The organism is Roseateles sp. (genome assembly GCF_044373315.1).
In the GTDB taxonomy this organism is placed as follows: domain Bacteria; phylum Pseudomonadota; class Gammaproteobacteria; order Burkholderiales; family Burkholderiaceae_C; genus JACDQM01.
Genome location: NZ_JBILQK010000133.1, coordinates 1 through 7,195, shown reverse-complemented (window position 1 = coordinate 7,195; position 7,195 = coordinate 1). Strand labels below are relative to the sequence as shown.

At 67.1% G+C, this 7,195-nt stretch carries 4 protein-coding genes; all 4 read left to right on the top strand.

The genetic code is table 11. The features are described from left to right. A partial coding sequence (locus tag ACIQ67_RS18565) for a 5'-nucleotidase (RefSeq protein WP_397535862.1) occupies nucleotides 1–540 on the top strand: 540 nt, incomplete at its 5' end. Between the two features lie 76 nt (nucleotides 541–616). Further along, the gene (locus ACIQ67_RS18560) at nucleotides 617–3,970 is read left to right on the top strand and encodes a S41 family peptidase (RefSeq protein WP_397535861.1); all 3,354 of its coding nucleotides are present in this window, start codon (nucleotides 617–619) and stop codon (nucleotides 3,968–3,970) included. Between the two features lie 530 nt (nucleotides 3,971–4,500). Continuing rightward, nucleotides 4,501–5,880, top strand: a complete 1,380-nt coding sequence (locus ACIQ67_RS18555; protein WP_397535860.1) for a peptidoglycan DD-metalloendopeptidase family protein — start codon at nucleotides 4,501–4,503, stop codon at nucleotides 5,878–5,880. 26 nt (nucleotides 5,881–5,906) lie between these two features. Then, nucleotides 5,907–7,031, top strand: a complete 1,125-nt coding sequence (locus tag ACIQ67_RS18550; protein ID WP_397535859.1) for an anhydro-N-acetylmuramic acid kinase — start codon at nucleotides 5,907–5,909, stop codon at nucleotides 7,029–7,031. The last annotated feature ends 164 nt before the right edge of the window (nucleotides 7,032–7,195 follow it).

The following is a 7,195-nucleotide window of genomic DNA, read 5'->3' as shown; positions in this document are numbered from 1 at the left end:
GTCAACGAGGACGATGTGCGCTCGGCGCTGGCGGCCGGCGTGGCGGCAGCACGGGTGTTTCCGCTGTCGGCGCGCGCCTCCAGCGCCCATCCCTTCGAGCTGCGCATTGCCTTCGACGGCGATGCGGTGCTGTTCTCCGACGAGGCCGAGCAGGTCTACCAGCGCGAAGGGCTGAACGCCTTTCAGGCCCACGAGACGGCACGCGCCAACACGCCGCTGCCGCCCGGGCCTTTCAAGCCGGTGCTCGAAGCCCTGCATGGGCTGCAGCGCCAGCCCAGCGAAGCGATGCGGGTGCGCACCGCGCTCGTCACCGCCCGCAGCGCACCCGCGCATGAGCGCGCCATCCGCACGCTGATGGACTGGCAGATCGAGGTGGACGAAGCGATGTTCCTCGGCGGCCTGGCCAAGGGCGAGTTCCTGCGCGAGTTCGAGCCGGATTTCTTCTTCGACGACCAGGTCGGCCATATCCACAGCGCGGCGGCCCATGTGCCCTCGGGCCATGTCAGCACCGGCGTGACGAACGAGCCAGATTCCCGCTAACGGGCAGAATGCGCCCCGGGCCACGAACCCGCCGTGCGGCCAGCTCGCGCCGTGCGACTCGACCGGAGACGCTTTGATGATCAACCCCCCGTTCACCCAGGCCGCCTGGGCGCTTGCGCTTTGTGCGCTGCCCGCACTCGCAGCTGCCAACCAGGCCGGCTTCTACCGCCAGCCCGCGATCAACGGCCAGCACGCCGTGTTTGTGGCCGAGGGCGACCTCTGGCGCGTCGGCCTGGCCGGCGGCGAGGCCACTCGCCTGACCACCCATCCCGGCGCCGAAGCCTGGCCGGCGATCTCGGCCGACGGCCAGTGGCTGGCCTTCACCGCGCAGTACGACGGCGGCACCGAGCTCTACCTGATGCCCATGGCTGGCGGCGTGCCCAAGCGCCTGAGCTGGGAAGGTGGCGGCATGCGCGTCTGGGGCTTCAGCAGCGCCGGCGAGGTGATCTTCAGCAGCCTGGAGGCGCTGCCCGGCGGCCAGCTGTTCGCCATCGATCCCAAGACCCTGAATCGGCGTGCACTGCCGGTCGGCCAGGCCAGCGACGGCGCGCTCAGCGCCGACGGCAAAACGCTGTACTTCACACGCAACGGCCTGAGCGGCGACAACGCGCGGCAGTACCGCGGTGGCGCCATCTCGCGCCTCTGGGCGCTGGACCTGAGCAGCCAGGCCGAGGCGCGCCCGCTGCTGGCCGAAGGCAATAACGACCGCCGGCCCATGCCCTATCGCAGCGCTGGCGGCGAGCGCGTCGCCTTCCTGTCGGACCGCGACGGCAGCGTCAACGTCTGGTCGGTCGACAGCCGGGGGCAGGACTTGCGCCAGCACAGCCGGCACAAGGGCTGGGACATCCGCCACGCCGCGCTGGATGGACAGCGTGTGCTCTACGCGCTGGGCGCAGATCTCTACACGCTCGATCTCGCCACTGCCGGCGACAGCCCCCGCAAGCTCGACATCCGCCTGGGAGGCGATTTCGACCAGCAGCGTGAGCGCTGGATCAAGAAGCCGCAGGACTTCCTGACCGACACCGCCTTTGCGCCGAATGGCGAGCGCGTGCTGCTGGGCAGCCGCGGCCGCCTGGCAACACAAGGCGCGGGCAACCTGCGCCGCGCCGAGCTGCCACAGCCGGCCGATGGCCGCTGCAAGCAGGCCGACTTCAGCGCCGACAGCAAGCAGGTGTTTGCGATCTGCGATTTCAGTGGTGAACAGGAGATCTGGCGCTTCGCAGCCAACGGCCTGAGCCAGCCGGAACAGATCACCCAGGGCGGCCAGTCCCAGCGTCTGTCGCTGCTGCCCTCGCCGGACGGCCGCTGGCTGGCCCACGGCGACAAGGAGGGCCGGCTGTTCCTGACCGACCTGCGCGCCAGCCCCAAGCCCAGCACGCGCCAGATTGCGCAGGACAAGCTGGCGGCTGACATCAGCAGCCTGAGTTGGGCCCCCGACAGCCGGCATCTGGCCTGGACGCAGCCGATGCGCAACAGCAACCGCAGCCAGATCGTGCTCTACAGCCTGGCCGAGGACAAGGTGCTGCCAGCGCTGACCAGCGACCGCTACGACAGCGACTCGCCCGCCTTCAGCCCCGACGGCCGTTGGCTCTATTTCATCTCGAACCGGAACTTCGTCGTTTCGGGCCGCAGCGGCCCCTGGGGTGACCGCAATATGGGTCCCTACTTCGACCGCCGCGGCCAGCTCTTTGCTTTGGCGCTGCAGCCTGGTCAACGCTTTCCCTTCGCTGCCAAGAGCGAGCTGGACGTAACCGATGCCAAGCCGGACAACAAGCCCGAAGCCAAGGCAGAGGCCAAGGTGGAAGCCAAGCCTGATGCGGCGAAAGGCACGGCGAAACCCGAGCCGAAGGGCGACACCAAGCCCGCCCTCGTTCAGGCCGGCCTGGCAGGACGCCTGTATCAGGTGCCGCTTGCCGCAGGCAACTACAGCGCACTGCGCACCGATGGCAAGCGCCTGTGGTGGCTGGAGCTCGACCAGGACCGCAAGACCAGCCTCAAGACCCTGGCCATCGACAACCAGGGCAGCAATGCCGAGACCGTGTCCGGCGATGTACGCAGCTACGAGCTCAGCGCCGACGGCAAGAAGCTGATGCTGGTGCGCGGCGGCAATGCCGGCGCGGCGCCGGAGATCCTGATCGTCGATGCCGCACCCAAGCTGCCGGCCGAACTGCCGAAGTTCCAGGTGCGCTGGAGCGACTGGCAGATCGCCACCCAGCCGCGCGCCGAGTGGCGCCAGATGTTCACCGATGCCTGGCGCATGCAGCGCGATCATTTCTACGACAAGGCCATGCATGGCGTGGACTGGCAGGCGGTGCGAGCCAAGTACGAGCCGCTGGTGGAGCGCGTCAGCAGCCGTGGCGACTTGGCCGAGCTGATGGCGCAGATGGTCAGCGAACTCGGCGCGCTGCACAGCCAGATCGGTGCGGGCGATGTGCGCGCCGGCCCTGAAGAACCCGGCTTGGCCGGCCTGGGTGCGCGCTTCAGCCGCGTGGCCGAGGGTTGGCGCATCGAGCGAATCTATGCCAGCGATCCGGAACTTCCGTCTGAAGCCTCGCCGCTGGCGGCGGCCGGCCTGGAGCTGCAGGCGGGTGACGTGATCACTGCCGTCAACGGCCGCCGCGCCGCCGAAGCGCCGCATCTGGCCGAACTGCTGCGCGGCCAGGCCGGCAAGCAGGTGCTGCTGGAGCTGCGCAGTGCAGAGGGCAAGACGCTGCAGCGTATCGTCACGCCTGTGCCCCAGCGGCGCGACGCGCAGCTGCGCTATAACGACTGGCGCCAGTCGCGTGCCCGCACCGTGCAGGAGGCCAGCGGCGGGCGCATCGGCTATCTGCATCTGCGTGCGATGGGCCCGGACGATATCGCCGACTTCGCACGGGAGTTCTACGCGCAGATCGACCGCGAGGGCCTGATCATCGATGTGCGCTTCAACGGCGGCGGCAATATCGACAGCTGGGTTCTGGAAAAGCTGCTGCGCCGCGCCTGGGCCTTCTGGCAGCGCCGCTCACCCGAAGCTGCGCCGCCCTACGCCAATATGCAGCAGGTCTTCCGCGGTCATCTGGCGGTGCTGATCAACGAGAACACCTACTCCGACGGCGAGACCTTTGCCGAGGGCTTCAAGCGCCTGGGCCTGGGGCCGACCATCGGTCGCCAGACTTCGGGCGCTGGCGTCTGGCTGTCGGACCGCAACCGGCTGATGGACAACGGCATCATGCGTGCCGCCGAGACCGGACAGATGGATCCCCAGGGCCGCTTTCTGATCGAAGGCGTGGGTGTCAAGCCGGACATCGAGGTGGACAACCCGCCGCGCGCCAGCTTCCTGGGAGCCGACGCGCAGCTGGAGGCGGCGATCGCCCATCTGCGCCGCACCATGGCTGAGCGGCCGCTGCAGACGCCCAAGCCCGGCCCCTATCCGCGACCGGTCAAGCCCTGAGCTGGTACAGCCCCCCGCTGCAATAAACATGGGAGGCGCCGAGGCCTCCCGCTTCTGCCTCGTTCCAGGATCGAGCGAAGTCAGCTCAGCGTCCCCCGCGAACTTGCGCTTGCCGACCGGCAGCGCGAACTGGCTGTTCTCGGAACCGGCCAGCTCAGTGAGTCCCCATCGGCCTGGGGCAGCAGCTCTTCGCTTCCTTCCCTCCCAGAAGGTGGGCATGACGCCTCTCACCCGATCAGTGACCGGATGGGGCGGTGCAGCGGCAGCTGACACGATGGGTGTTCGCGATTCGGACAGGAGTGAGTCAAAAGTCGCCCCCCGCCCTGCGTAAAGCCTTGATTTGTCGGGTTTTCTAGGCGTTGACTCAGCCTTCGCCTCGTTATACTCGCCCTTGCTTTGCAACCGGACACGGCCCTCGGGCTGAGCGGTAGCAGGCGCTTGATTCGAGTGGACGCCCACCAGCGTCCGTGATCCAGCAGCCAGGCCCGGCGCCCGGCAGCGATACCCAAAAGCCCCGGGCATTCTTGAGCGTGACTGACTGGAAACTTGAACTGAAGCAGGGTTTGGCCAAGGCCGAAGCTTTCGCCGCACGACACCCCAAAGCCTTGACCGGGACCGTCGTCGGCCTGCTCAGCGGCTTCGCTGTGACCGCTTTCGGTATCGCGCCGCTTGCACCCAATGCGGCCGATCTGCCACGCTACACGATCAGCGAACCTCTGGTACTGCAGAACCTGGAAGATCAGCTCAATGAGCTGGCCCTGCACAAGCTCTCGCTGGTTCGCAACGATCAGACGCGAAGCAGCGATACCGCTGACACTTTGCTGCAACGCCTGGGCGCATTCGACCCGGCCGCCGCGCTCTTCCTGCGCAATGACCCCGTCGCCCGCCGCGTGCTGCAGGGCCGCGCGGGCAAGCTGGTGCAGCTCAGCGCCGATCCGTCCGGCAAGGTCCAGGGCTTGGTGGCCCGGTTTCCGGCCGAGCTCAGCGATCAGCAGACCACGCACTTCAGCCGCCTGAGCATCACACGCAATGGCCAAACTTTCAGCGCCAAGCTTGAAACGGCCCCGCTGACGCCGCAAGTCCTGCTGGGCAGCGGACTGATCAAGACCTCCCTGTTCGCTGCGACTGATGAAGCCGGCATCCCCGACGCCATCGCATCGCAGATGGCAGATATGTTCTCGGGGGACATCGACTTCCACCGCGAGCTCCGCAAAGGTGATCGGTTCTCAGTGGTCTTCGAGTCGATGACCGCAGACGGCGAACCCATCAACTGGGGCCAGTCGGCTGGCCGCGTCGTTGCGGCCGAGTTCGTCAACAACGGCCGCAGCCATGCTGCGGTCTGGTACAAGGACGCAGGCACCAAGGGCGGCTACTACGGCTTCGACGGCCAGAGCAAGCGCCGCGCCTTTCTTGCCAGCCCGATGGAATTCTCGCGCGTGACCTCAGGTTTCGCGATGCGCTTCCACCCCATCCTGCAGAAGTGGCGCGCCCACCTGGGTGTGGATTACGGCGCCCCCACTGGCACGCCTGTGCGCAGCGTCGGCGATGGCCTGGTGGAATTTGCTGGCTGGCAGAACGGTTTCGGCAATGTCGTGTACATCCGCCATTCGGGCGATCGTCAGACGGTCTATGCGCACCTGAGCCGCATCGACGTCAAGAAGGGACAGCGCATCGATCAAGGGCAACGTGTCGGGGCCGTCGGCGCCACCGGCTGGGCGACCGGGCCGCATTTGCACTTCGAATTCCGCGTTAAGGGCCAGCACCAGGACCCGCGCGTGATTGCCCGTGCATCCGAAGCCGTTGTCCTGCCTGCCTCGGCCAAAGCACAGTTCCAGCAAACCGTGGCCAGCATCAAGAGCCAGCTGGCGGTGGCAGAGTCCATCGGCGTGGGTGTCAGCGGCGCTGATTGACAGAGGCAGCCTGCATGAGCGCTGCGATGAGCGCTGAGCTGTACATCGGCCTGATGTCGGGCACATCGCTGGATGGCATCGACGCCGTGCTGGCGAGCTTCCCGGGTCCGAACAACCGGACGATGGAAGTGCTGGCGCATCAGTTCATCCCTTTCCCGGAGCCGCTACGCGGCGAATTGCTGGCCCTGAACAGCCCTGGCCCCGATGAGGCGCACCGCTGCGCGCTGGCGGCCAACGCCATGGCACGCAGCTATGCGGACACCGTGCAGCGATTGCTTGCCCACAGCGGGCATGCCGCAGCACAGATCCGCGCTCTTGGCGCCCATGGTCAGACCATCCGACATCGGCCGGGAGAGTTCGATGGCGTCGGCTATACCCTGCAGTTGCTCAACGGCGCCTTGCTGGCGGAGTTGAGCGGCATCCCTGTAGTCTGCGACTTGCGCAGTCGCGATGTCGCCGCCGGCGGACAAGGAGCGCCCTTGGTGCCAGCCTTCCACGCCTCGCTCTTCTCTCGCGCCAAGCAGCATGTCGCGGTGCTGAATGTCGGCGGCATCAGCAACATCAGCCTGCTGGGGCCGGACGGACAGATCGCAGGTTTCGACTGCGGGCCGGGCAACTGCCTGATGGATGCTTGGATTCATCAGCATCACGGGCGCGCCTACGATGCCGGTGGCGACTGGGCGGCCAGCGGCCGGGTCTTGCCGGATCTACTGACCGCCATGCTGGATGAGCCGTACTTCTGTCAGGCCCCGCCACGCAGCACCGGGCGCGACTTGTTCAACGCCGAGTGGCTGAGCCTTCACAGGCTCGCGCATTCATCAGGCGCTGCCGCTCGCGATGTGCAAGCCACCCTGCTTGAACTGACCGCCCGCTGCATCAGTGACAGCATCCGGGATTACGGCCCCGCTCAAGGCGATCTGCTGGTCTGCGGAGGGGGCGCCCTGAACTTGCAATTGATGCGTCGGCTGAAAGCACTTCTTCCGGCCTTCTCGGTGCAAGGCACGGATTCACAAGGCCTGCCGGCCATGCAAGTCGAGGCCGCCGCCTTTGCCTGGCTGGCCCAGCGCCACTGCGCACATCTGAGCGGCAATCTTCCCGCAGTCACTGGCGCGGCCGGGCCACGCATCTTGGGTGCCTACCATCCAGCCTGAAGTGAGACCGCGCGCCGCAGCACGGTGAAGCATGCACCATCGGGATAGGGGTGAGCCATTATCGACTCCACCCCTCCCACACCACCGGGCATGCGGGTCCGCACCAGGCGGTTCGAGCGCTTGAGGTTATGAGAGCCTGGGCAAGCCCAGTTTGTCGAACCAGG

What these genes read in the sequence shown, in the direction of transcription:
- ACIQ67_RS18560 (WP_397535861.1), top strand. Translation starts at nt 617, where the DNA reads ATGATCAACCCCCCGTTCACCCAGGCCGCCTGGGCGCTTGCGCTTTGT.
- ACIQ67_RS18550 (WP_397535859.1), top strand. Translation starts at nt 5,907, where the DNA reads ATGAGCGCTGAGCTGTACATCGGCCTGATGTCGGGCACATCGCTGGAT.